General features: G+C 60.4%; 31 protein-coding genes. All 31 read left to right on the top strand.

The features are described from left to right. The 31 genes from FHT77_RS04795 (at nt 1) to FHT77_RS04645 (ending at nt 22155) form a co-directional block, all read left to right on the top strand. A complete protein-coding gene (locus tag FHT77_RS04795) occupies nt 1-201 on the top strand; it encodes a phage head-tail joining protein (RefSeq protein WP_183752968.1) in 201 nt (66 codons plus the stop codon). Beyond that, on the top strand, nt 201-1691 hold the full coding sequence (locus FHT77_RS04790; RefSeq protein ID WP_183752966.1) for a phage portal protein: 1491 nt from the start codon (nt 201-203) through the stop codon (nt 1689-1691). Before FHT77_RS04795 ends, FHT77_RS04790 begins: the two co-directional genes overlap by 1 nt. Then, on the top strand, nt 1684-2313 hold the full coding sequence (locus FHT77_RS04785; RefSeq protein WP_183752964.1) for an HK97 family phage prohead protease: 630 nt from the start codon (nt 1684-1686) through the stop codon (nt 2311-2313). The genes FHT77_RS04790 and FHT77_RS04785 overlap by 8 nt, the downstream gene beginning before the upstream one ends. A gap of 82 nt (nt 2314-2395) precedes the next feature. Further along, a complete protein-coding gene (locus tag FHT77_RS04780; RefSeq protein WP_183752962.1) occupies nt 2396-4033 on the top strand; it encodes a hypothetical protein in 1638 nt (545 codons plus the stop codon). A 72-nt stretch (nt 4034-4105) separates the two neighbouring features. Next, nucleotides 4106-4441 (top strand): DUF2190 family protein, encoded by a 336-nt coding sequence (locus FHT77_RS04775; RefSeq protein ID WP_183752960.1) that lies wholly within the window; start codon nt 4106-4108, stop codon nt 4439-4441. A gap of 4 nt (nt 4442-4445) precedes the next feature. Beyond that, entirely contained in the window at nt 4446-4850 is a 405-nt protein-coding gene (locus tag FHT77_RS04770) for a hypothetical protein (RefSeq protein ID WP_183752958.1), read from the top strand. 1 nt (nt 4851) lies between these two features. After that, on the top strand, nt 4852-5559 hold the full coding sequence (locus FHT77_RS04765) for a hypothetical protein (protein ID WP_183752956.1): 708 nt from the start codon (nt 4852-4854) through the stop codon (nt 5557-5559). 15 nt (nt 5560-5574) lie between these two features. Next, entirely contained in the window at nt 5575-5775 is a 201-nt protein-coding gene (locus FHT77_RS04760) for a hypothetical protein (protein ID WP_183752954.1), read from the top strand. Next, nucleotides 5776-7281, top strand: a complete 1506-nt coding sequence (locus FHT77_RS04755; protein WP_183752952.1) for a hypothetical protein — start codon at nt 5776-5778, stop codon at nt 7279-7281. It begins immediately after the preceding gene. Between the two features lie 51 nt (nt 7282-7332). Continuing rightward, the gene (locus FHT77_RS04750) at nt 7333-7704 is read left to right on the top strand and encodes a phage tail tube protein (RefSeq protein ID WP_183752950.1); all 372 of its coding nucleotides are present in this window, start codon (nt 7333-7335) and stop codon (nt 7702-7704) included. Then, nucleotides 7704-7994: a hypothetical protein gene (locus tag FHT77_RS04745; RefSeq protein WP_183752948.1), complete on the top strand. Its 291-nt coding sequence runs from the start codon at nt 7704-7706 to the stop codon at nt 7992-7994. The genes FHT77_RS04750 and FHT77_RS04745 overlap by 1 nt, the downstream gene beginning before the upstream one ends. Nucleotides 7995-8127: 133 nt before the next feature. Continuing rightward, nucleotides 8128-10035, top strand: a complete 1908-nt coding sequence (locus FHT77_RS04740; protein ID WP_183752946.1) for a phage tail tape measure protein — start codon at nt 8128-8130, stop codon at nt 10033-10035. An 8-nt stretch (nt 10036-10043) separates the two neighbouring features. After that, complete coding sequence (locus FHT77_RS04735; RefSeq protein ID WP_183752944.1) at nt 10044-10502, top strand: DNA circularization N-terminal domain-containing protein; 459 nt, start codon at nt 10044-10046, stop codon at nt 10500-10502. A 15-nt stretch (nt 10503-10517) separates the two neighbouring features. Continuing rightward, nucleotides 10518-11141 (top strand): hypothetical protein, encoded by a 624-nt coding sequence (locus FHT77_RS04730; protein WP_183752942.1) that lies wholly within the window; start codon nt 10518-10520, stop codon nt 11139-11141. Continuing rightward, complete coding sequence (locus FHT77_RS04725) at nt 11141-12187, top strand: phage baseplate assembly protein (protein ID WP_183752940.1); 1047 nt, start codon at nt 11141-11143, stop codon at nt 12185-12187. The genes FHT77_RS04730 and FHT77_RS04725 overlap by 1 nt, the downstream gene beginning before the upstream one ends. After that, entirely contained in the window at nt 12184-12645 is a 462-nt protein-coding gene (locus tag FHT77_RS04720; RefSeq protein ID WP_183752937.1) for a phage baseplate assembly protein, read from the top strand. The genes FHT77_RS04725 and FHT77_RS04720 overlap by 4 nt, the downstream gene beginning before the upstream one ends. Nucleotides 12646-12656: 11 nt before the next feature. After that, entirely contained in the window at nt 12657-13187 is a 531-nt protein-coding gene (locus tag FHT77_RS04715) for a phage GP46 family protein (RefSeq protein WP_183752935.1), read from the top strand. Then, complete coding sequence (locus FHT77_RS04710; RefSeq protein WP_183752933.1) at nt 13159-14241, top strand: baseplate J/gp47 family protein; 1083 nt, start codon at nt 13159-13161, stop codon at nt 14239-14241. Before FHT77_RS04715 ends, FHT77_RS04710 begins: the two co-directional genes overlap by 29 nt. Nucleotides 14242-14413: 172 nt before the next feature. Further along, nucleotides 14414-15016, top strand: a complete 603-nt coding sequence (locus tag FHT77_RS04705) for a putative phage tail protein (protein WP_312859727.1) — start codon at nt 14414-14416, stop codon at nt 15014-15016. 16 nt (nt 15017-15032) lie between these two features. Then, nucleotides 15033-15296: a hypothetical protein gene (locus FHT77_RS04700; protein ID WP_183752930.1), complete on the top strand. Its 264-nt coding sequence runs from the start codon at nt 15033-15035 to the stop codon at nt 15294-15296. A gap of 17 nt (nt 15297-15313) precedes the next feature. Further along, nucleotides 15314-16231, top strand: coding sequence for a hypothetical protein (locus tag FHT77_RS04695; protein ID WP_183752928.1), 918 nt, complete (start codon nt 15314-15316; stop codon nt 16229-16231). Continuing rightward, nucleotides 16231-17598, top strand: a complete 1368-nt coding sequence (locus FHT77_RS04690) for a hypothetical protein (RefSeq protein ID WP_183752926.1) — start codon at nt 16231-16233, stop codon at nt 17596-17598. Before FHT77_RS04695 ends, FHT77_RS04690 begins: the two co-directional genes overlap by 1 nt. Beyond that, complete coding sequence (locus FHT77_RS04685; protein WP_183752924.1) at nt 17595-17789, top strand: hypothetical protein; 195 nt, start codon at nt 17595-17597, stop codon at nt 17787-17789. The genes FHT77_RS04690 and FHT77_RS04685 overlap by 4 nt, the downstream gene beginning before the upstream one ends. A 61-nt stretch (nt 17790-17850) precedes the next feature. Continuing rightward, nucleotides 17851-18945 (top strand): acyltransferase, encoded by a 1095-nt coding sequence (locus FHT77_RS04680; protein ID WP_183752922.1) that lies wholly within the window; start codon nt 17851-17853, stop codon nt 18943-18945. 158 nt (nt 18946-19103) lie between these two features. Beyond that, on the top strand, nt 19104-19478 hold the full coding sequence (locus FHT77_RS04675; protein WP_183752920.1) for a hypothetical protein: 375 nt from the start codon (nt 19104-19106) through the stop codon (nt 19476-19478). Between the two features lie 25 nt (nt 19479-19503). Then, nucleotides 19504-20160, top strand: coding sequence for a glycoside hydrolase family 19 protein (locus tag FHT77_RS04670; RefSeq protein ID WP_183752918.1), 657 nt, complete (start codon nt 19504-19506; stop codon nt 20158-20160). Next, nucleotides 20157-20447 carry a hypothetical protein gene (locus tag FHT77_RS04665; RefSeq protein ID WP_183752916.1) on the top strand — a complete coding sequence of 97 codons (291 nt, stop codon included), beginning with the start codon at nt 20157-20159 and terminating at the stop codon, nt 20445-20447. Before FHT77_RS04670 ends, FHT77_RS04665 begins: the two co-directional genes overlap by 4 nt. Further along, nucleotides 20444-20752: a DUF6527 family protein gene (locus tag FHT77_RS04660; protein ID WP_183752914.1), complete on the top strand. Its 309-nt coding sequence runs from the start codon at nt 20444-20446 to the stop codon at nt 20750-20752. The genes FHT77_RS04665 and FHT77_RS04660 overlap by 4 nt, the downstream gene beginning before the upstream one ends. A gap of 3 nt (nt 20753-20755) precedes the next feature. After that, the gene (locus FHT77_RS04655) at nt 20756-21118 is read left to right on the top strand and encodes a hypothetical protein (protein WP_183752912.1); all 363 of its coding nucleotides are present in this window, start codon (nt 20756-20758) and stop codon (nt 21116-21118) included. Further along, a complete protein-coding gene (locus FHT77_RS04650; protein WP_183752910.1) occupies nt 21093-21365 on the top strand; it encodes a hypothetical protein in 273 nt (90 codons plus the stop codon). Before FHT77_RS04655 ends, FHT77_RS04650 begins: the two co-directional genes overlap by 26 nt. 169 nt (nt 21366-21534) lie before the next feature. Continuing rightward, nucleotides 21535-22155, top strand: a complete 621-nt coding sequence (locus tag FHT77_RS04645) for a hypothetical protein (RefSeq protein WP_183752908.1) — start codon at nt 21535-21537, stop codon at nt 22153-22155. The last annotated feature ends 144 nt before the right edge of the window (nt 22156-22299 follow it).

The raw sequence follows: 22299 nt of genomic DNA, 5'->3' as shown, positions 1-22299 counted from the left end.
ATGGCGTGGACGCAAGCAGATCTGGACACAATCAATCAGGCGATCGCGACCGGCGCCAAGCGTGTTCGGTTCCAGACACATGAAGTCGAGTACCAGAGCCTGAAAGACATGCTAATTGCCCGCGACCTTATTAAGTCGGAGGTCGAGGGTACAAGCGATCGCGGCGGTGCGATCTTCGTTGAGTACGGGGGCGGCTACTGATGAATGTCCTCGACAAGGTCATATCGTTTTTCGATCCGGTTTCGGGTGTTAACCGTGCTGCGGCTCGTCAGCTGCTGCGATCGAGCGAAAAGCGCGACTACGCGGCTGCTCAGTTCGGCCGGCGCAACAAGGCGTGGCGCGGTCGCGGCACGTCTGCCACGACCGAGGTAGCAGGCGCGCTCACCACATTGCGCGATCGCGCTCGCGACTTTGTGCGCAACGGCTGGGCGGGACAGCGAATCCTCGATGTTCTGACGTCTCATGTCATCGGTACCGGGATTATGACTGTCCCTAATACCGGGAGCGACCGTGCCGATAATCGCTATCGCCTGCTTCGAGAGGAGTGGGAGGAGCGTTCGGATATCGAGGGCGTCCTTGATTATGGTGGTCAGCAGTCGCTCATTTTGAGATCCATGGCCGAGGGCGGTGACAGCGTCTTACGGATGCTTCCCATCAGTCTGGCGGATGCAGGCTCCAGCGTTCCATTGCGACTTCAGGGGCTCGAAGGCGACCTCATCGATACGTCGCGGGATAGCCTGCTTGGCCGGGAAAGCAATGTCCGGCTAGGCGTCCAGATTGGCGAATGGAACTTGCGAGAAGGGCTCTACCTCCACTCAGCGCATCCCGGAGACGGGGGAGTCTCGTTCGGAAGTGAAGGATCGAAGCTCGTAGCTTGGAATGACCTTTGCCACCTCTATCGCCCTCTGCGCCTCGGCCAGATGCGCGGTATCTCTTGGTTCGCACCCATTCTTCTGAACGCGAAGGAAATTCAGGATCTGATGGAGGCCGCCATCGTTCAGCAGCGAACGCAGGCGAGCTTTGCTGGTTTCCTTAGAAGGTCGCCTGGTGCCGCAAACCCGCTGGTGACGAAAAAGGACGACGAAGGCACGAAGGTCACGCGCATCGAGCCCGGACAGATTCAAGACATCGGGGATTCCGAGATCACCTTTGCGAACCCATCGTCACAGTCTGTATTTGGTGAAGCCTACAAAGCCGGCCTTTGGGCAATGGCTGCGGGTGCAGGCATCTCGTATGACCAGCTGACCGGGGACCTTACTCAAGCGAACTACTCCTCGCTGCGGGCGGGAAAGATTGAGTTTCGGCGACTAGTCGAGCAGATCCAGTGGCAGATCTTCGTTCCGATGGTTTGTCGGAAGGTTGATCGTCGCTTCGCCGAGTACGCCCTCATGTCCGGAAAGCTGCCTACCCGCAAAGAAGGGTACCGAGTCGACCATGTCATGCCGGCAGTTGAGCCGATCGATCCGAAGAAGGATCTGGAGGCTGACATTCTTGCCGTGCGTGCGGGCCGCATGTCGCCGCAGACTTTCATCTCGGCTTGGGGTCATGACTGGCGAAAGGTCGTCAGCGACTTCGATGCTTTCTTCAAGTTCGCGGATGCGAACAACGTACCTCTCGACATCGACCCACGGCGGCCGGCAAACGGCGCCAGAACCAACGCCGCGCCAGCGGAAGGAGCGCAGAATGACTAACATCATCCGGCTGCCGCAGCTCAGCCGTAATGCGGAGGTTCGGGCCGCCTCGTTCAACGAGAGCGACAACACGATCGACGTCGTCTGGACTACCGGCGCCGCCGTTCGCCGAGTGACCTGGATGGACGGCGAGTTTGATGAGGAGCTTGTCGTTTCCCCATCCGCTATCCGTCTCGATCGCCTGAATGCGGGTGCTCCATTCCTCGACACGCACGGGACATGGAGCCTTGCTGACGTCATTGGCTCGGTCGTGAAAGGCTCTGCCCGGATCGAGGGCGGCATTGGCGTCGCCAAGATCCGTCTTTCCAACGCAGCTGATGCAGTCGACCGCGTTGCAAAGATCAAGGAGGGAAGCGTCACCAACATCTCAGTCGGCTATCGCATCCATGCGGTCGAGAAGACGGAGCGCGAGGGGAAAACACCGGTGCACCGTGTAATCGATTGGGAGCCGTGGGAAATCTCCGCCGTTCCCATCCCTGCTGACCCCGGCGCCCAGATCCGCAGCGGCAAAGACGAAGGCGCTCTGTTCGCCTGCCGCGTCGATCCTGACCTTTCTACCACCAACAGAATTCGTCGCATGCGCATGGAGATGCAGATGCGGCAACAGGAATTGGCAGGCTAGCGCAGGCTACCGCATGCCATAAACCGCCTCGGCGGTCGCCCATCTGACGCCTCTGGGCAAGGCCCTTTCAAGGAAAACATCCATGAAGATGAAAAACGTACTGGCGGTAGCCTGCACGCTCGCTATCGCATGTGTAATGAGCTTCGGACTGGTCTCCGAAGCCTTTGCCGCAATGCCGCACGCTCCAGTTCATATTGCGACCTTGCTTGATGCAGTTCGCGAGTATGGCCCGAACCTTGCTATCCCGCTGATTGTCATGCGTGCCAATCTTGCTGACCTCCAGAAACGCGCGACCGACAAGATCGCGGAGCTGAAGGACGATACCGCCCCGGATGCGGCTCGAACAATCCAAGCAGATCACAAGAAGCTGCTCGAGGAAATCGAGGCGCTGCAGGGCGATATCCGCAAGGCTGAGCAGGATGAGGCGAACGCCAACGGAACTGTCACGCCGCCGGCTAACCCGACTGCTAACTCCGATGGCGCCCGTGCCGCCGACATCTACGACATCGGCACGCGTGCCGGAATGACGAATGAGGTCATCCAGGCGGCTCTTCGCAATGGTACTGCGGTTGACGCCTTTCGTGCGCAGGCCTTCGATCACATGACCGCACAGTCAGCTCGCACACCGACCAGTGGCGTTCACGTTGTTCGGGATGAAGCCGAAACGCGGCGGGCCGGTCTGACGACCGCGCTGGCATTCCGCCTCGGCGGCATTGATCAGCCGACCGGCGACCAGGCGTCTCAGGCTCGCGGCTTCATGGATAATCATGACGTCGTCGAATTTGCTGCGGCTGCCATGGGCTATCGCGGGATGCTCCGCACCGTTCGCGAACGGGAGGAAATGTTGGAGCGCGCATTCCACGCCACCAGCGATTTCCCGGCAATCTTCTCCAGCGCTATCAACACGCTCCTTGAGCGTCGATATGCATTGGCGCAGCCGACTTATCGTCGCATTTCCCGCCGCCGCGACTTCGTCGATTTCCGTCCGCATTATGCGGTCTCGGTCGGCGAGTTCCCAATGCTCGAAAAGCTGACAGAGTCGGGTGAAATCAAGTTCGGCACGTTCGGCGAAGGCAAGGAAACGATCGCTGTCCTGCCATACGCAAAAGGCATCCGTGTCAGCCGTCAGATGATGGTCAATGATCGCTTGAACGCAATCGGCGAAGTCCTCGGTGGGTATGGACGGACCGTGGCGAGGTTCGAGGAAATCACGTTCTATGCGATGATGCTTTCTGCCAACACGAAGTTGTCCGACGGACAGGTCGTGTTCCATGCAAGCCACAACAACCTGGCGGGAGCTGGCTCGGCTATTACTGTTGCGAGCATCGGCGCGGGCAAGGCCGCCATGCGCAAGCAGAAGAACCTCGACGGTGCGACGATGAACGTCCAGCCGTCCATTCTGCTGGTTTCTCCGGACAAGGAGACCGAGGCGCTCCAGTACCTGTCGCCGATCAACGCCAATGACGCCATCAAGGTCAATCCGCATGTCGGCACGCTTGAGCCGGTGGTCGCTGCCGAGCTTAGCGGGAACGCCTGGTATCTATTCGCCAGCCCGGACGAGGCCGCCGTCTATCAATGGGGTCTGTTGGATGGCTACAGCGCGCCGCGCATTCGCTTCGACGAACCTTTCGGTACGCAGGGACAGGCCATGACTGTCGAGCATGACTTCGGCGTCGGCGCGATCGAGTTCCGTGGCGCCTACAAGGATCCGGGCGCTTAAGCCCGGATCAGCCCCAACCTTCTCCTTCATCGCCTCGTTCGAGGCACTCTCTGAAATCAAGAGGATTCAGACATGAAGAACTTTGTTCAGCCGGGGAAGTCGATCGACGTCGCCGCGCCTGCCGGTGGCGTTATATCCGGCAACATCGTCGTCATTGGTTCGTTGATCGGCGTTGCTGCATCGACGGTCGCCCAAGGCGAATCGGTAGCACTCTCCACCGAAGGCATCTTCGAGATGGCGAAGGTTTCCGCTCTCGCGATCGCAACGGGCGACAAGGTCTACTGGGACGCGGCCGCCAAGAACGTCAACAAGACGTCGGCGGGCAATACGCTCGTCGGCATCGCCGTCGCGGATGCTGCAAACCCCTCCGCGACCGTGAAGGTCAAGCTCGGCGCGACCACGGTCTAAGCCGATGTCCAACATCTTCGAGCGGCTGGCGAAAGTCAGCCGCTCCACCGTCGAACGTGTTCACGGCAAGGATGTGACGATCTTCCCGATAATCTCGAAAGATCCGAACGCGCCCCGGCGCCTCTCGACCTCCGAGGCATCCTACATCTCGTCCGCCTGCTTCTTCGAAAACACGCTGATCGAGAACGATGCCAAGGCCCAGCCACTGACCGGTATGGGCAGGCTCGCCAACCGCGCGCTACAGATACAGGCATCCATTCGCCTGGTTGATGGTATGCCGCTCAAACCCGGCTTTTTCCTCCGACGTGAGGAGGATGGAGCAATCTTCTCAATTTCTCGGTTCGACCCTGATGGGCTGGGGACGGTCTTGGCCATCCTCGCGACCGAGCAGACTTTGCCCGAGGCCTGACGTGCTAGCAGCTGAAGCATTAAGACTGGCCGCGATCGAGGTTCTGAGACCGACTGCAGCGGTCGAGGCCGGAACCGGCTTCCCGACGCTGGCCGGTCTGAACGTTCTCGACAGCCGGGAGACTGCGATCGAGGACATTGATCGCAGCAAGCCCTACACGCCGACCCTTGCTCTTCACACGACTGAGGCAGGCGTTGCTCTTCGCGGGCCGCTGTCTTCTGCGGTCGACGTGAATGCGGACGCGGTGCTCGATGTCGTCGCCGAACTGGCGGTGATCGAGCACGACGCGCAAGGCGAGTTTGCGTTTGCTGCCGCCACGACGGACCCGGAAGCGCGGCTCGTACTTGCGGCACTCTGCTCGCAAGTACGATATCTGCTTGAACGTAGCCAGGCCGGTGGTCTGTGGCGTCGGCTCGTCCAGCGGATCGTCAATATCGAATACCAGACATTTGCCGCGCCGGATCTCGGTGTGCGGATCCAGCGCACGACCATGCGTTTTCACTGTGCGATCCGCGACGATGATTTCGAGGTGGCCGGTTTGCCCGAGCCTCTTGCCAGCGTCTATGCGCAGCTGCCGGCGCAGTCCTATGCGAAGGCCAAGCTTGCGGCCCTCGCCAGTCATTTCGCCCCGGACGCGCTGCCATCTCTCGACCGCATCACAATCGAGGCGGGACCGAGCCAGCCCGGCGCCAGAGTTGATTTCACCTGATCATCGGAGGGTCTGATGACCGTTCTCTACAAGCCTCGCGACGCGGGCTTACGCATTCCCATGCCCGGTCGACAAGGCGATTGGCCGGCCGACGGGCATCCCGTGAACTTCGCCAGCCCTTACGAAGCGCGGCTCGTGAGGGATGGCGATCTCGTCAAAGTCAAAACCAAACCCGCGCCGAAGAATCCGGCCGGCGAAACCGGAGGCTCGAAATAAATGGCATCCAACATTCCTGCCAATCTGACGGCGCCACTCTTCACCTTCGACGTGCAGAGCGGCGGCAACTTCGAAGCCGAGACGCGGCTGATCCTGCTCGGTCACGGTCTTGCCGCTGGCTCGCTTGCTGCTGATAGCATCGCCCTCTGCAACACGAAGGAAGACGCGCGTCGCCTTGCTGGCGCCGGTTCCATGCTTGAATCCATGTTCATTGCTGCGCGCCGCAATGCGCCTGCGCAGGAAATCTGGATCGGTCGAGTTGCTGATACTGGCACGGCGGAAATCCGCACCATTACTGTCGGTGCTGTTCCTGCAGCCGGTGGGCATGGCGTGTTGCAGATTGCTGGGGAATCCGTCTCGATCGAGATCCCGGCCGGCGCGAACGCGAACGCCGTCGCCACTTCTCTGTCGGCCGCCATCAACGCCTACTACAACCGCATCACCGGTCGCTCCCTGCCGTTCACAGCTTCCGTTGCCACCAACGTCATCACATTGACCGCGCGGCACAAGGGAACCTACGCGACCGGGCTTGACGTCTTCGTGCCCGTGCTCGACAGCGCAAATGCCTTCAGCGGTCTCTTCACGTTCGCGACCTCGACGCCTGGCGCCGGCGCGCCATCGCTTGCGAATGTTCTTGCCGCGATGAACGACGATCCCTTCGAGATCATCGTTTCGGCGTTCGGGGATACGACGAACCTCGGTCTGCTGGATACGTTCCTCGGCACGGTTTCTGGGCGTTGGTCCTACGCGCAGCAGCTCTATGGCGGCGCCTTCTATCCGAAGACGGATACCTCCTCGAACCTTGCGACCTTCGCGCTCGCTCGCGACACGTGGCATCTGACTATGGTGCCGCAGCTTACCGGCGGTGGAAATGGAACGCCGGACTATCAGTGGGTCGCAGCGTTCGTCGCTCGCATCGCGCCATGGCTTGGCGGCGGCGCCAACGGCGACGTGTCGCGCAACCAGTCGGGTCTTGTCGTGGTCGACGTTCTGGCTCCCCGCGATCGCACCTACTGGATGGACTATGCGACCCGCGACGCCATGCTGAAGAGCGGCGTGTCGACGTGGTCGGTCAACCGCAACGGCGACGTGACGATCGACAAGATCATCACCCACCAACAGACGACAAACGGCGCGCCGGACACGACGTTCCGGGACATTCAGGCGGTCTATCAGATCACCTACGCCCTGAAGAAGTTCCGGGCAGATCTTGCCTTCGAGCATTCGAACAAGGCGTTGGCGCAGGATAATCCGTCCAACCTCGATGCCATCACCACGCCGAAGGACATTCGCGCGACGCTGTTTCACACCTACCAGTCAATGCCAGGCGTCCTCAAGAACGCAGCCTCGGTTCTGCCGTACATCGTCGTGTCGATCGACCAGGACAATCCGAACCGGGTCAATGCGCAGCTGCCGATGGATCGCGTCAATGCGCTCGATATCTTCGCTGGCCTCGCCAACATCTACAGCCAGTTCCTTACCTCCGCAGCGACGGCGTCTCTCTGACGCCGTCCGTTCCTCGCAGCATCATCAACGCCCTAATAGGAGGCATTCCCCATGGGTCAGAATTTCGGTGGGCGCATCAGCTTGCGTCTCTCCACGGGTGAGATGTTCCCGCTTCGCGGCACTCTCAACCTGAATACAGCGGGCCAGTCGAATGAGGCGGTCACCAACCAAGACGGATCGGTCGATCGGGTGGGAACGGTGCAGCCCCGCAGTGCCGAGATCTCGTTCGCCGACAAGGGCATTGATTACGATGCGCTCATGAAGGCCGATCGGTTCAACGTGACCGTGATCGAGGATTTTACCGGCGTCACCCACTATTTTACGGACGCCTTTGTGGTCGGTAATCCGCAGCAGAACCGGGTCAACGGTGAGGTCACCGGACTGTCGATCTCTGCGGAGAAGTACAACCGGAGCAACGCCTGATGACCAATGTCGTGGTCAAGCTCTCAAATACCTACAAGGTGCATGACAAGGAATTCTCGGAGGTCACACTCCGGGAACCCCGCTATCACGAAATCTTCATGGAGGGGCGAGGAAAGCCACAGGAATGGCAGCGCAGCCCACACGGCGCGATAGTCGTTAGCTATCCCGCTGTCGTTGACTCCTATCTCCAGAAGATTGTCGTCGAGCCTGGCTATGACTGTATCTCCGGTCTTTCAACCGCAGATTCGCTCGCCCTGGAGCAGGCGGTCCTCGATTTTTTTCCGTTGTAGGCGACCTTGACGAAGTCGCCGATTGGCTTGTCTTCAAATTTGGGTGGCCTGCCGAACGTGTCGAGATGATGACTCCCAGCCAACTTCTTTATTGGGCCTCACGGTTTACGAGCTTCGCTGAAAGGAACAAAAAGTGACCCGCACCGTAGAAGCTCAGCTGCGGATTTCCGCTGTCGACCGAACTGGACAGGTATTCAAGTCCGTCGCCGGCAAAATGGGTGAGATCAATCGGCGGGCGGAAGCGTTGAACCGGCAACAGAGCGCCCTCGCGCGCGGCACGCAGGCAGCATACGGCGCAATGCTTCGCTATGCCGCCCCTGCGGCTCTCGCATATGGCGCAAAGCGCGCGCTGACGGATTTCGCCGCTGTGGAGCGCCAGATGAACCGCATCGGCATCACCGCGAATGCCAGTGTCGAGGAAACGAACGCAGCTTTCACGCGGCTGCAGGACATCTCAAAGCAGACGTCGTTGCCGGTCGATCAGGCAATCACAGCGCTCGACACGCTGGTTGCATCAGGTCTCGACCTGAAGGAGGCGATGGATTTCCTGCCGTCGGTGCTCAATACCGCGCAGGCCTCCGGATCCGCGACCGAGGACATCGCCAACACCGCGATCAAGGCGGCCTCCGCCCTGAAGCTGGAGACCGGCCAGATGCAGCACGCCTTCGACATCATGGTGGCGGGTGGCAAGGCTGGCCAGTTCGAACTGAAGGACATGGCGACCTATATCCCGGATCTTGCCAACTCCTTCGCCTCCCTCGGCTACACCGGCGAGGATGGACTGAAGAAACTCGTGTCGATCCTCCAGACGATCCGCGAGGACACTGGATCGGCTTCGTCTGCTGCGACCTACGCTCAGAACATCTTTGGTAAGATCTATTCGCAGGACACCGCCACAAAGTTCTCGAAAATGGGTGTCGATCTCCGCAAGGAACTCGATGCTGCCCGGAAGAGCGGCGAGGATACGGTCTCTGCATTCGTCCGCATTTCGAAAGAAGCGATCAAAGGCGATTTGAGCAAGCTGCCCTTGCTCTTTACCGACGAGCAGTTTCGCCTCGGAATGCAGTCGTTGATGACCAGTGCCGACAGCTATGAAAAATTTCTGAAAACGGTGAACAGCTCCGAAGTCGACGGCACGGTCTTTCGTGACCTGGCGCGCGTTACTGGCGATACTCAGTCCAGCATCGACAAACTTTCGAGCAGCTGGGACAAGCTGATGAACAGTATCGGCAGGGGCGTGTCCCGGCCGGCGGTTCCGCTGATGGACGCCATCTCTCGAGATATCGATTACGGTGACGCTGTCCGCTCAAGCCTTCAAAAACAGGGCAAGGGATACTGGGCAACGGAAAGCTGGATGGCGCTCAACCTGCCGTTCGGCTCGTTTTCGAAAAGCGCCGACGCTGACAAGATGGCGCTCGACGGCGGTTATCGCGATCCCGATTTTATTCATCGCATGCGGCAGGGTCCGAACATGCCACAGGGTCCGCGTCTTCCGGAATTTCCCGGCGGAGACCGGAAGCTCGACCCGCATAGTCTGCCATCGACGGGCGTGCCGATGCCAGGCGCTCGCCCGGGCGTGTCGCCTTCGATTGCGAATGTCTATGGCGAGTTTGCTCGCAGCCACCAGCCCGCCGGTCCTGCGAGAACCGGTGCGACGATGGCGGGCATGCCATCGCCCATTGGTCCGGGCGTGACGTCATGGATGAAGGACTTCTTCCGGATTCCGTCGAAGGAAGAGTTCCGGGAGGCGCTGAAAATCGATGCAACTGGTCTGAAGGAATCCGGCGACGAGGCGGGACAAAAGGTGGCCGATGGCGGGCGCGAGGCTGGTGCCTCGATCAAGGAATCGGCTGCTACACTGACGGAGGCGGGCAACAGCATCAGCTCGGCCATCCTCTCGGCCGCCAAAGAGTTGGCGACGGCTGCAAGCTCATTCAACCGCGCGACCGCCATCAGGCCTCCGGTCAATGCAAACACCGGTCGTTCCATGCCGGCGCAGGCCGGTGCGCCCGCCGGTGGCGGTGGTGGTGGCGGTTTCTAGGAGGTGTCATGCGGGATTGGACGAAGACGCTGCGTCGGGCCAGCTTTCGCGGCGTTGAATTTTGGGTCGACTACGAGGACCTGTCCGGCGGCAAGCGGCTCGCGCTCCATGAGCATGCAGGCAGCAAGGTCACCAAGGTCGAAGAACTGGGCCTCGCAACGGCAGCCTATGGCCTGACGATCTATTTTGTCAGCGACTTGGCAGATATCGACGCGAGGTCGTTCGCGACGACCATGCTTGCGGACGGGCCCGGCTATCTCGTTCTGCCGATCGACGGCGGGATGATGGCGACGGCGCAGGATTTCAGGCGTTCGCGCGAGCAGAGACGAATGGGCTACGTCGGCTACGACGTGACGTTCATTCCAACGCTGAACGAAAGCAACGTGGTGCTTTCGATCGGCGATTTAACGGCGGCTGTCGCAAGCGAGTTTGCGGCAGCTGCAGCGCAGTTTGCAAAGTTGTTCTGATTTCGGGGGCTCATGATGGCGGCAGATAGAGGCACGATACTTTCGTGGCTGGCGGACCTTTCTGCCGCCATCGTGACGGACGCCGACGACCTGAATGACGTATCGACGCGGATTGCAGCCGGCCCGGATCTCGATGCGGCAGTTTTCGCGAGCGAAGCGCTTTCGTTGATGAGGGTCATTGCCGAGAGCGTCGACGAACCGTCCGACTTCGACCGATTGTTGCAGCCGGTCACCGCGAGTGGTGCGACGGCTGACGCAATCGCCATCCTGCTCGGCATGGGGCTCGCTGTCGCTGGATGTCGTCCTGATTGGCCGTCACGGCCGATGGCGCGCCGGGCTCGGTCGCGGGTAGCTTCCGCCGGTCAAGTGGCTGCACTGGCTATCGACCAGCTGGGGGGTGACGGAGCGGATCTCTACGCCTGGTTAACGAACGTCACGGCAACCGCCGTTCGCGTTATCTCGGATTTGGAGGCAGATGCGGCGCCGTTGATCAAGGTTTCGACCGGCATTTCCTTGCCCTCGACCGTTCTCGCCTATCAGCTTTATGGCGATGCAAGCCGAGCAAACAGCCTCGTCGATATCGCCGGGTCCGCCACGCCGCTCGTCATGCCTGTCCTCTTCGATGCTTTGGCTTCCTGATGCTTGAAACGATCACGATCGACGGCTTTCCGCCTGTCAAATCCATAACCGTCAATATGTCGGCGGAGGAGGCGGTCCGCACGGCCGAGGTGGCGTTGGTGCCGCAGGGCGACGGCGTGCCGGTTGTGCCGGGACGGCCGGCGATCATCAAGGCTGGCAACGATCTGTTGTTGACCGGGTACGTCCGCGACGTTCGTCCGTCCCACGACGCTGGCTCGCGCGCCCTGACGGTGACGATCTGCTCCCGCACGGTCGACGCAACCGAATGCTCCGTCGAGCATCCGACCGGCGAGACGCTGGACAAGGATCTTGCGGCGATCGCCAAGGAATTCGACAGCCTCGGGGTTGGGGTCGAGAGTGACGGCTCGCTGCCCAGCGAACCTCGCCACAAGCTCCATGTTGGCGAGACGCTGTTTTCGACGATCGAGCGTCGCGCGAGGGGTCGTGGAATTCTGATCTATGACACTCCGAAGGGAAAGTTAAAGCTGGCGACGAAGCCCGAGGGCACGCACAAGGGTGGCCTTTTCTGGGGCCGCAACATCGAGCAGGCCTCATCGGAGCTGACCGAGCGCGGCCGCTACAGCGCCGTGAAAGTGCGTGGGCAAGCGAGCGAAGGCACCGACAAGCGGCAATTGCGTGCAGAGGCTACGGCACGCGACAGCGGCGTATCTAGGCATCGCCCGCTTGTCATTGCCCACGAAGGTGAAACGACCGTCGATCGCCTGAAGAAGCGCGCCGACTGGGGCGTGAAGCGGGGCGCGGGTTTTGCCGCTACGGCCTCGATCACGGTGACCGGCTGGCGAGACGGTGCCGGCATGCTCTGGAACCGCAACTGGCTGGTTTATGTCGAGGACGGCTGGATAGGTATCGAAGGACTAATGGTGATCAAGGGCGTGAGCCTGACGCAGGACAGCGAAGGGCAAGGCACGATTGCCGTTCTGTCGCTTGCAGATCCTCGTGCCCTCGGCGGCGAGAACCCACGTGGCAAGACCGCAGGCGCCTATTCGGCGCCCGGCACAATAACCGTGGAGTACGAGGACGAATGATCGGAAAGCGGATCGAGCTCGATGGCGCAAATACCGAGCGTGGCGGACAGCAGTTCGTCAACGGGCGCGCCTTCGCAAAGGATGGCTACACCCGCATCCACCGGATCGAGCCGGCGGGCTTTGCCTCTTCGCCGATCAAGGGCGCAAAAGCGTTCTTGGTCGCGCCGAACGGCGATGCGGATCAGGCCTATGTCTTCGGTGGGGAGCATCCTGGACATCGTCCGGCAGGCATCCCTTCGGGAGCGACGGCACTCTACGACCACAATGGCAATGTCATCAAACTCTGGATGGCTGAAGTGGTCATGGATTTCGGGAGCCGGACGATCACGATGACGGGCGGCGAATGGAAGATCGCCGGCAAGGTGACGATCACCGGTAATCTTGAGGTCGTCGGCAATATTCACGCGACCGGCACCATTATCGACGAACTCGGCAATACCAACCATCATTCACACTGAGGCGCGGCAGCATGCTGAAAATCATTCCGGCCGATGGTGCCGAGGAGCCCTATCGTTCGCCGGATCTCGGGTGGGACGGGTTTGTCGGCGATCTGATCCTCAACCCGCTCACCCATCCGGATGCCCCTGGCGATCTTCGGGCCGAACAGGGGCTCGCGACACAAGTGCTGATCTGCTTGATGACCGATCGACGGGTGGAGACAAGCGAGCTTCGCGACGGCGACGAGAACCGGGGCTGGCTCGGCGACAGCTTTGATGTGATGAAAGGGGAAACGCCCATCGGCTCACGGCTTTGGCTGCTGCGCCGATCGGCACTCTTCCCTGGCATCGAACAAAAGGCCGAAGACTACGCTCGCGAAGCGCTGCAGCCACTGATTGATCAGGGCGCGGTAGCAAAGGTTGACGTGAGTGCCACGGCCGGCAGCAACCGTCTCGACCTGAGTGTGTCGCTCTATGGGCGGAACGGTGCGCAGGCCTACAGCTCGAAATTCGAACTTCTCTGGAGACAGATTGATGGCGTGGCAAATCCGCTCGCTCACTGATGCATCCGCTCGGGTACGCGGAGCATTCCGCCAGTACATGCCGGGGACGGATTCGGCACTTGCCAACAATTTCGTGACGGTCACCGGCAAGGTTCTCGCCAGCATGGCGCATGAGTTTGAGTTGCGCATGGCCTATCTTGCCAAGCAACTGTTTGCCTCGACGGCGACGGGGGCGTTTCTTCTCCGTCATGGGTCGGACATCGGCATTTACCGCAAGGCAGCATCACCGGCTTCCGGTGCTGTTGTCGGATCGGGCACTCCCAATGTGACCTATCCGGCTGGCATCCGGCTATTGTCCGGCAACGTCACCTTTGTCTCGACGGCGCCGGCATCTGCAAGCCCGCTCGGCGAACTGACTCTCGATGTCAAATCGGAGGTGGTCGGCGCGGCGACGAACCGTGACGCCGACGGAATTCTCGCGCTTGCCGATCCCGTCTTGTGGCCGGATCTGCCGACCGAGTGGTTGGTGTCAGCGGCGGGCATCGGTGGCGGCGCGGATATCGAGGACTTCGAGGTGTTTCGCTCGCGTGTGCTGCACCGAAAGCAGAACCCGCCGGGCGGGGGCACGCTGAGCGACTATGAAAACATCGCCCTCAATGTGCCTGGTGTCGTGAAGGCTTGGGCTTTCCGGCAACCTTTGGCGCCGGGCTTCATATCGGTCTTTTTCCTTTTCGCGGGAAGGCCGAACCTGATTCCGACCAGTGGCGATGTGCTTGTCGTTCAAGCGGCGATCGACGCGCAGCGGTTGATCCGGATCGATGACAGTGTCGCGGTCGCGCCGACGCCTGAGCCGTTGAACCTGGTGATCGACGGCCTCGCGAACGACAGCCAAACCGTTCGCGACGGCATCGCAGCTGCGGTCTCGACCGTGCTTTTAGATCGCGGACAGCCTGGCATTCCGGGGGACACGTTCACGCTCTCGCGATCTTGGATCGCCGAGGCGATTTCATCCGTGACCGGCGAGGATCGGCATATTCTCGCTGCTCCACTCGACGACGTTACCTACAGCAACGGGCATTTCCCCGTTCTCGGGACCATCACCTATGGCGCGTAGTCCTGCCTTCAATACTATCACCCGCTCGCCTTCGGTTGATGGTGGCGCAATAGCTGTTGCCGCGCCATACGATGCACTGGCGGCCCCGACAAACGACGACCTGATTGCGTCTGCGTTGGCGTTCTGGCCTCAAGGGCCGGCTTGGGATTCTCCCGATGGGCAGGCTATGTCGGTGACATCCAGCCTCGCGAAGTTCACAAGGGTCTTGCTCGACGGATTTGTCTGGCTTTACGCGAGGGCATTTCGCCTGGCGCTGGAGGCAAGTGTTGACGGCGTAGACGAGTTGCTGCCGGATTGGGAAGCAGAATACGGGCTTCCAGAAAATTGCTTCATCGGAGATCAAACCACAGTCCAGCGGCTGCGGGAGCTGGCCCGGAAGGTCAGGGCAGACTCGGTCAATCATCCGGAGCAATTCGTCCGGTTGGCGCTCGACCATGGCTTCGAAATCGAAATCGAAGAGCCGTCCATATTCGAATGCGGCTTCTCCGAGCTCGGGGGCTTTCACACCAGCGGGCGCGCGTCGGAAGAGGTGTACTGGATCGTTCGCGTGAAGGACGTCGGGGTTAGCTACTTCGAGGCTGGCGTCGGCGAATGCGGTTACGACCCGCTGTTTTCGTTTGGCGCGGCCGAACAAATCCTTTGCCTACTTCGCAAGTTGGCCCCCGCCTGGACGCTGCCCGTTCTTGCACCATGGATCACTCTCGCCGCGCTCGTGACCGAGGACGGCAAATACATCACCGACGGGTACGGCAACCGGCTGCTCGTCACGCTCTAGAACTCACGAGGTTAAGATGGAAGACAACGCCTCCAAGTCGTCTGGATGGGTGGCACGATCGTGCTGCCATAGGCTTTATCACTCTATTGAGTGGATCGGCGGTGGCGGTGGCGGTGGTGGCATTCGCAAAACCTTCCTAACCAAGCGCGACAGCGGTGCGTCATCCATCGTCGCAGTCACGATCGGCACAGGTGGTGCTGGCGGTGTTGCTGGCAACAGCGGTAGTGCTGGCGGCGGTGGCGCTACTCGCAACAACGGTAGTGCTGGCGACACCCCCTAAAACTCAAGAGGACTATCATGGAATACAACGCTCCTTACGGCAGCGCGGACCCGAACGCGCCTTACATCGATCGCAATACTGCAGCTGGGACGTCGGGATCTCGCGTGCCAGCAGCAGCGATCGAGCATCCACAGCGCGAGATCGCGGCGGTCATAGCGGCGGCCGGTATTCCGGCCTCGAAGGCAGATCTCACGCAGCTTTTGCAGGCAATCCAGCAATTGATCTCGGCGGCGACTGGCGGGGGTGATACGAGCAACTTCGTCTTGATGCCGGCGGCCCGAGCGCGGCTCCCGATTTTCCCGGAGGTATTGACGGCCGATGGCCGCATCCCCGTGGTTTCGCCGTCAACAGGGCAGGTCCGTGTGCCGGCAGGCTATGACTTCCTGCATCGTGGCATCTTCAATATCACCACCGCCCAGGTTGATCTCGCGACGGCCGCCAACAAGACCTACCACCTTCGTTGGTCGCCGACGGGGGGCTTCGTGCTCAAGGATCTTGCTGATGCAATCTACAATCCGACGGCTCTTTCAGAGGTGTTTGCCGTCTTCGACAGCAGCTACGACGACATGCTGGTGGCGCGCGTCGTAACCAACGGATCGAACGTCCCGACGATCACAAACCTCACCAATCGGAACCGGTACGCATCTGATCAGACCAAGACGGGCACGCCGGTCGTCGTCTCGACTGGCACCGGAAACGACGGCGTACAGTACACGGACAGCTTCACGCTAAACTGGGCTCGGACGCCGCAGATTGCAATCGTCGACGGCATCTCGGGGCAAACGCTCTTACCCGTACTTCAGGGGTGGGCAAACCGCCTGATGAGCAAGAACGTTACTCGGTATAGCGTCACCGGGGTCATTCAATCTGACTACGACCGAGATATCGGCGCCACCCCGCTGGTGGGACAGATGCAGCTACAGGCGTTTATCTGATGGACATTAGAATCGACGAACTTCCTACGACGGCCTTCGCGGCGCCGGATCACGTAATTCCGGTGATGAAGGATGGTGCCTCCGGCCAGTTGTTCTTGAGGCAGCTAAGCTTGCTCCGCTTCCTGACCAAGGCTGCCAACTACAATTTGGCTGCAGACGATCGGTGGACCCTGATCGAATGCACGGCGGGTTTGACGTTGAATTTGCCGGCTGCCAGCGTGGCTGGCAACGGATTTGCGTTCATGCCGAAGGCCAATGGCGGCACCGTCACACTCGACCCAAATGGGGCCGAATTGATTGATGGAGCCTCAAACGTCGTTCTCGCGGATGGTGACTTCGTCATCGTCGAGTGCGATGGCGTGGCCTGGCATACTAGCCTGTCATCTGCAGTAAAGCGCAACGATGCCATCAATACAAAGTCGAACGATATTGCCAGCGCGGCGACTACCAATCTCGCGATGGCGACCGGGGTCGTCGTCAATGTCACCGGTTCGGCAACGGTTACGAGCCTCGGAACTGTCGCGGCCGGCGCTGAGCGCGTGCTCATTTTCGCGGGCGCTGCAACGCTCACCCATAACGCGGTCAGCCTGATCCTTCCCGGTGGGGCAAACATCGTCACGGCCGCTGGCGACGTTGCAATTGCCCGCTCCCTTGGGGCAGGCAACTGGAAGGTGACGAGCTACCAAAGGGCTGCTGCCGTTCCTGCGGCTCAGACCCCGTTTGGTGCTGTACGGCAGCAAATCTTCAGTGTTTCGGGAACGTATACGCCACATGCCAACATGCTCTTCTGCCTGGTCGAATGCATAGGCGGTGGCGGTGGCGGTGGCGGGGCAGCGGCGACGGCAGCCAGTACTATCAACGGCGGTGGCGGCGGTGGCGGCGGTGAATATTCCCAGTCGATCTTGACCAAGGCTCAGGTCGCCGCATCGAAGGCGGTGGTCGTTGGCGCCGGCGGTGGCGGCGGAGTTGCTGGCGCCAACAACGGCAGCAACGGTGGCACAACGTCTCTTGGTGGGACATTGGTCACGGCTGCGGGAGGAACTGGCGGGACCGGAGCCCCATCCGCGAACGCCGGAGCCGGCGGCGCGGGCGGGACCGGTGGCACCGGAGACTTCAAGACGCCGGGAGAAAGGGGCAGTAATGGCGGCTTTGCCTCGAACCAGGGTGTCGCTCTCCCGACTTTCGGAGGCAAAGGTGGAAACTCAATGTTCGGTTTTGGCGGAGTAGGCACGGTAGGGGCTGTCGGCCAAGCAGGTACCGGCTTTGGATCAGGCGGCGGCGGAGCTTCCGATAGCGTTAACCCGGCGAAGGCGGGCGGCGCCGGCCTGTCTGGTGTCATTCGGATAACGGAGTACTGTTCACAATGAGAACATTTTGCTTTGTGCAAGACGGCGTCGTGGTCAATCGCGCAGTGTTTGACGACGAAGGCCTGCCGGAGGAGTGGCCCGACCGGGACTTCTGGATCGAGAGCGAGGACGCGCAAATTGGCTGGCTCTATGAAGACGGTGTCTTCTCGCCACCGCCGTCGGCCGATGATCCTCCGCCGACCGAACAATAGGAATGGTGACCGATTGCCCGTCGGGGTTGCGTAGCATCTTTTCACGGGCTAATGGATCTTCATGTCGCAGCCATCCCATCAACGAATTGAGTTCGTCCACCTTCTCCGGGGCATAGCTGCGGCGATGGTCTATTGGTCCCATGTCGGGGCTTGGTGGATCGGTGGGAGCGGCATTCCTTGGGCGCCTCTGAACTGGGCCAGCCAGCACATCTTCGATCCCCTACGCCTGTTCCAGTTCGGCGGGCACCTCGGAGTGGTTCTCTTTTTCCTGATCAGCGGATTCATCATCACAAAAGTCTCCCAGCGGGAGAGCCCCAAGGAATTCATGATCAAGCGGGTGTGCAGGCTTTGGCCTCCGATTGTCATGGCGATCCTGCTGACGCTTCTGGTCTACTGGTTGCTTACATCTCTGGGATTACGTGCGCCGCTTGGCGTGAACAGCACGACACCCACGGCGATCGTCGCTAACCTCTTTCTGCTTAGCTGGCCTCTCGCCGTTCCGACGGCCCTCACGGTTACGTGGACACTGTTCGTTGAGATCGTCTTCTACGCGATAACGGCAGCATTTATCCCGATGTCGAAGGAGCGCCCCTTCCCGGCAACGGTAATCGCGCTCCTATTCGTGATCGCGGTTTTCGTTCCGATGACGTGGGGCCCGTTGGCCTACACAATCGATGTCAGCATCCTGATCTATCTGCCAATCCTGATTGCCGGCCGTTGCGTTTATCTCTGGACAGAGCATCGGGAGTGGAAGTGGCTAGCTCTTGCCGGAGCGGCGTGGGCGACATTCCTGGCGTTCTTCGCCATGAAGTGGGGCGGCGACCTCTGGGTAGGGCAGACGGCACCAATCTACACATATCTTTGGGCAATGGCGATCATGGCTATTGCAATGCTCATCCCGATGAAGAAAACGCCGCAGCCGTTCCAATTCCTCGGCAACACTAGCTATTCGCTCTACCTGCTACACCTGCCCGTCGGCTCGCTATCCATGACGCTTCTAACGGCGGCTGGACTGTCGATAGGTTCGGCGTTCGCCATCACGACGGCGATATGCCTCGCCGCTGCCTGGGCAAGCTACAAACTGGTTGAACTGCCATCTCAATCTCTGGGGCGCAGGCTGTCAGCAGCACGCCAGACAAGGCTTTCCGTCGCCTAAAACGGGAAGCTCCCGTTAAAGATCGGAATCCAACATGCTCTGGAAAGTCTTCCGGCTAGCGTCCGTATCGGTCGCGCTCTGTCCCTTTCTTTTGCCGCTCTCATGGATGGCAACGCTTGTCGCGTGGGTCTTGTCCCCCGGTGATCGCAGGCATCTCAATGGCGACAGGCAAGAACCAGGTGCGCCTCTTCTGGCTGTTCTATACCCACGACGCCAGCCTAGACGGCGGCATCGAGCAGGGGAAAGACGGCTACGACCCGAACGCCAAGGGCTTCAGGCTCTGGTGGCAGCGGGTCTGCTGGATCTGTCGTAACCCTGCCTACGGTTTTTGCGCATACGTCCTCGGCCATTCCGCAGATGGCTCGGTCATGATCTTTGAGAGCGGTAGCCCTTACCCTGCTGTTCACCACTGGTACGTGGTCGAACTTAGAAACGGGCACCGCATTTTCGGCAACCGCCACAAGACCCGCTGGCTCGGCTGGAAGCATACTCCTATTGCCGGCCGTCATCAGCTCAAGTCCAAGCCCGTCTGATCTCCCTCACAATCTGGAGCGTCCCATGGACCGCAAGCATTTCTTCGATGCTGTGCGAGCGTCGATCTTTGCCGGCTCGCTAACGACATCTCAAGTTCAGGGCATGGTAGCGCTGCTCGATGCGGCTGCTACCTTCCAGGTCGCCGATCAGCGGCATGTCGCGTACATCCTCGCCACGCCGATGATCGAGACGGGCGGGAAGTTCGAGCCGATCGTCGAGAGCTTGAACTATTCCGAGACGGGGCTACTTCGCACTTTCCCTAAATACTTCTCTGCTACAGATGCCAAGGCCTACGCCCGCAAGCCGGTGAAGATTGCCAATCGTGCCTACGGGAACCGCATGGGCAACGGCGACGAGGTAAGCGGTGATGGTTGGCGATATCGGGGCAGGGGTTACTGCCAGATCACCGGCAAAAACAACTATCGGCGTTTCTCCGACCTCCTCGGCATCGACCTTGTCAGCAACCCGGATCTCGCTTGCCAGGATGATGTCGCGGCAAAGGTGATTGCCGTTGGTATGCGTGACGGTCTGTTCACCGGCAAGAAGCTGCGAGACTTCTTCACTGCCACGTCGTCGGACTGGGTGAATGCTCGCCGGATCATCAACGGCCTCGATCGAGCCAACGAGATCGGGCTCTATGGTCAGAAGTTCAATGCAGCCCTGCAGGTGGCCTCCCAATGAAGTTTTTTATGGATCATATGGCCTCGCCGGACTGGGCTGTTCGCCGCCGGATCATCATTCTCGTCCTCATCTGGTGCTCTGGCATCGTCACGTATTTGGCTGTCTGGGGCCGGCCGATCGCCCTCAGCGACACGATCGCAATGAACCTGATCCTGCTGATGGGAAGTATCATCGGCGCCTATGTGTTCGGCGCGGTCTGGGAGACCAACGTCGCCCGCAAGTCCAGCATTGCCCAGCAGGCAGTAGAGCAGGGCGATGCGGACACGACGGTGGAGGTTAAGCCATGAGCGCACTATCGAAGAAGCTCCGCAGCGCGAGCGGCGGAAGAGTTATGTTTTGGTGCCCGGGTTGCGATGGTGCTCACGTTATCACCGTTGAGGACGCGCCGAACCGTCAAGGGCCAATCTGGGGCTACAACCGCAATCCGGACGCGCCAACATTCACCCCGTCGATATTGGTTCAAGGCTCGATGCGGCGGGGACCGATAAACTGCCACTCGTTTGTGACGGATGGAAAGATCCAGTTCCTGTCGGACTGCCATCATGCGCTAGCCGGCAAGACCGTCGATCTCCCAGATTTCGACGAGGAGTGACCGATGCCAGATTTCATCACCGGTCCTATCGGCAAGGTGCTGGGCGGCTCGCTGCTCTTGCTGGCACTCATCGGAGGCTTCCGTTGGTGGCTCCACGAGCACGACGCCACGGTCCTATCAGGCTATGTCCTTCAATCGGAGAAGGTCGCGGCCGAGGAGACGGCAAGAGAGATGGAACGCCAGCGCGATGCCGCGTCTCAGGCTCTGGACGAATTTCAGAAACGCGCAGCTGCGGACGATCTCGTCGACCAGCAGAAGCAAGCCACCCTCGAACAGGATCTCAAGGCCAATGAGTTGCTCCTCAGTGAGAAGAACCGTTCCTGCGCTGCTGATGCTCGGGATGTTGATTTCATCCGCCGTCATTAGCGGCTGCACCACGGCGAAGCGCCTCGATGCCGCTGCGGCGACGCAAGGCAAGATACGGGCCGGGATCGCGCTGCCGGCTTGGCCTGAAGACTGCCGGCGACACGAGGCCCACGCGGCTGTTGAGGTTGGCGCAGAACTCCGCTCGGTCATCGTCCGCGAGCGAGGTGCCCTCGACAGGCAAAACGCCAGAACCGAGCGGTGCTCAAGCTTTTACGACGACGTAAAGACACGCTACGGCGCGGAATAAGCAAGGGTCCGACCCTCTAAGGCTGATCGGACCCTCCTAGTGCCGCCTCGGGGGCATATGAGCGCGGCAGTCGGGCAAATAGTGGACCGGAGCGACCCGGTCAATCATGAAACCAGTGCATTGGAAATGCGCATTGCAGGGGTAATTGGGGCTGATGGGAAATTCAGATATGGCGAGCAACGGCTTCGACCCTATGACCTCATGGGCCCGATTATCCGAGAGAGTCGAGAACCAAGGCAAGGACATCGTCGATCTCCGATCGAACATGAACACCGGGTTCCAGACGATCAACTCTGCGATCAATACGCTCTCGAACGAGCTGCGCACTAACAGCAAGACACAGTGGCCGGTTATCTGGTCGGCCGCCGGCGTGTGCTTCACGATCCTGGCAGCGCTGGGCGCCTTCTTCTATGGCACTTTGAGCAAGTCTCAGGACCGCCTTGACGTCGCGATCATCGAGACCAACAAGGGCATTCAGTCCTCACTGGAAAAGGTGACCGCGAATATGGTGACCCAAAAGGAGATGGAGTGGCGGACAGCCCGCTCGTCTGAAGATCGCCAGCGCACCGACATTGCCATCAAGGATATTCGAGAAAGCCTCGTTCCTCGAGCGGAGCACGAGCGGGTCTGGCAGAACTACGACGATCGCAGCAAGGACTTCCAGCGTCAGATTGATGAGATAAAGCAGGCTCAGGGAAGCGTGTACGGGCAGCGCGATTTCATGCTCGACCTTCGAGAGCGTCTCGATCGGCTGGAGCGTGAGCGGGCGAGGGCGGCCGCCACTCCCTGAAACGGATTTGGCCAAGGGCCGATCCAACGCAGCCCTTGGCCGAGGAGATCTCTCGACCCCTGCGCCGCGGTTAACCAAACCCGTTCTCGACGCCCAGCCACGATGACTTCTGCGGGTCCGAAATGATATCCGTAAAATGTCGTA

The organism is Rhizobium sp. BK181 (assembly GCF_014193305.1).
In the GTDB taxonomy this organism is placed as follows: Bacteria; Pseudomonadota; Alphaproteobacteria; order Rhizobiales; family Rhizobiaceae; genus Rhizobium.
This window is presented reverse-complemented; position numbering and strand designations above follow the sequence as displayed.

Coding starts and splice junctions, on each gene's coding strand:
- FHT77_RS04785 (WP_183752964.1), top strand. CDS start 1,684: ATGACTAACATCATCCGGCTGCCGCAGCTCAGCCGTAATGCGGAGGTT.
- FHT77_RS04700 (WP_183752930.1), top strand. CDS start 15,033: ATGGAAGACAACGCCTCCAAGTCGTCTGGATGGGTGGCACGATCGTGC.
- FHT77_RS04720 (WP_183752937.1), top strand. CDS start 12,184: ATGATCGGAAAGCGGATCGAGCTCGATGGCGCAAATACCGAGCGTGGC.
- FHT77_RS04770 (WP_183752958.1), top strand. CDS start 4,446: ATGTCCAACATCTTCGAGCGGCTGGCGAAAGTCAGCCGCTCCACCGTC.
- FHT77_RS04710 (WP_183752933.1), top strand. CDS start 13,159: ATGGCGTGGCAAATCCGCTCGCTCACTGATGCATCCGCTCGGGTACGC.
- FHT77_RS04660 (WP_183752914.1), top strand. CDS start 20,444: ATGAGCGCACTATCGAAGAAGCTCCGCAGCGCGAGCGGCGGAAGAGTT.
- FHT77_RS04670 (WP_183752918.1), top strand. CDS start 19,504: ATGGACCGCAAGCATTTCTTCGATGCTGTGCGAGCGTCGATCTTTGCC.
- FHT77_RS04775 (WP_183752960.1), top strand. CDS start 4,106: ATGAAGAACTTTGTTCAGCCGGGGAAGTCGATCGACGTCGCCGCGCCT.
- FHT77_RS04685 (WP_183752924.1), top strand. CDS start 17,595: ATGAGAACATTTTGCTTTGTGCAAGACGGCGTCGTGGTCAATCGCGCA.
- FHT77_RS04645 (WP_183752908.1), top strand. CDS start 21,535: ATGGCGAGCAACGGCTTCGACCCTATGACCTCATGGGCCCGATTATCC.
- FHT77_RS04715 (WP_183752935.1), top strand. CDS start 12,657: ATGCTGAAAATCATTCCGGCCGATGGTGCCGAGGAGCCCTATCGTTCG.
- FHT77_RS04745 (WP_183752948.1), top strand. CDS start 7,704: ATGACCAATGTCGTGGTCAAGCTCTCAAATACCTACAAGGTGCATGAC.
- FHT77_RS04650 (WP_183752910.1), top strand. CDS start 21,093: ATGTTGATTTCATCCGCCGTCATTAGCGGCTGCACCACGGCGAAGCGC.
- FHT77_RS04725 (WP_183752940.1), top strand. CDS start 11,141: ATGCTTGAAACGATCACGATCGACGGCTTTCCGCCTGTCAAATCCATA.
- FHT77_RS04735 (WP_183752944.1), top strand. CDS start 10,044: ATGCGGGATTGGACGAAGACGCTGCGTCGGGCCAGCTTTCGCGGCGTT.
- FHT77_RS04755 (WP_183752952.1), top strand. CDS start 5,776: ATGGCATCCAACATTCCTGCCAATCTGACGGCGCCACTCTTCACCTTC.
- FHT77_RS04695 (WP_183752928.1), top strand. CDS start 15,314: ATGGAATACAACGCTCCTTACGGCAGCGCGGACCCGAACGCGCCTTAC.
- FHT77_RS04680 (WP_183752922.1), top strand. CDS start 17,851: ATGTCGCAGCCATCCCATCAACGAATTGAGTTCGTCCACCTTCTCCGG.
- FHT77_RS04795 (WP_183752968.1), top strand. CDS start 1: ATGGCGTGGACGCAAGCAGATCTGGACACAATCAATCAGGCGATCGCG.
- FHT77_RS04790 (WP_183752966.1), top strand. CDS start 201: ATGAATGTCCTCGACAAGGTCATATCGTTTTTCGATCCGGTTTCGGGT.
- FHT77_RS04750 (WP_183752950.1), top strand. CDS start 7,333: ATGGGTCAGAATTTCGGTGGGCGCATCAGCTTGCGTCTCTCCACGGGT.
- FHT77_RS04675 (WP_183752920.1), top strand. CDS start 19,104: ATGGCGACAGGCAAGAACCAGGTGCGCCTCTTCTGGCTGTTCTATACC.
- FHT77_RS04780 (WP_183752962.1), top strand. CDS start 2,396: ATGAAGATGAAAAACGTACTGGCGGTAGCCTGCACGCTCGCTATCGCA.
- FHT77_RS04690 (WP_183752926.1), top strand. CDS start 16,231: ATGGACATTAGAATCGACGAACTTCCTACGACGGCCTTCGCGGCGCCG.
- FHT77_RS04655 (WP_183752912.1), top strand. CDS start 20,756: ATGCCAGATTTCATCACCGGTCCTATCGGCAAGGTGCTGGGCGGCTCG.
- FHT77_RS04760 (WP_183752954.1), top strand. CDS start 5,575: ATGACCGTTCTCTACAAGCCTCGCGACGCGGGCTTACGCATTCCCATG.
- FHT77_RS04665 (WP_183752916.1), top strand. CDS start 20,157: ATGAAGTTTTTTATGGATCATATGGCCTCGCCGGACTGGGCTGTTCGC.
- FHT77_RS04730 (WP_183752942.1), top strand. CDS start 10,518: ATGGCGGCAGATAGAGGCACGATACTTTCGTGGCTGGCGGACCTTTCT.